The sequence below is a fragment of the Algibacter ulvanivorans genome, assembly GCF_048381495.1.
Classification (GTDB): Bacteria; Bacteroidota; Bacteroidia; order Flavobacteriales; family Flavobacteriaceae; genus Algibacter_B; species Algibacter_B ulvanivorans.
This window is the reverse complement of record NZ_JBLWGD010000101.1, coordinates 1-271: the sequence shown is the minus strand read 5'-3', so window position 1 is coordinate 271 and position 271 is coordinate 1. Positions and strand designations below refer to the sequence as shown.

At 45.4% G+C, this 271-nt stretch carries 1 protein-coding gene; it reads right to left on the bottom strand.

Going from position 1 to position 271, the window contains the following annotated elements; genetic code table 11:
* The coding region (locus ACNG5D_RS16130) for a hypothetical protein (RefSeq protein ID WP_418184547.1) at positions 1-271 on the bottom strand (271 nt) is incomplete at both ends.

The following is a 271-nucleotide window of genomic DNA, read 5'->3' as shown; positions in this document are numbered from 1 at the left end:
TTGGTACTGTTGGCGTACTCGGATCATCTATACCTGTAGTTTCTTCACAATCCGTTAAACCATCACCATCACTATCGGTCGTGTTGATGCCTACTGGGCTACATGGATCGTTTTCATCGGAGGTACCAGTTGGTACTGTTGGCGTACTTGGATCATCTATACCTGTAGTTTCTTCACAATCCGTTAAACCATCACCATCACTATCGGTTGTGTTGATGCCTACTGGGCTACATGGATCGTTTTCATCGGATGTACCTGTTGGTACTGTTGG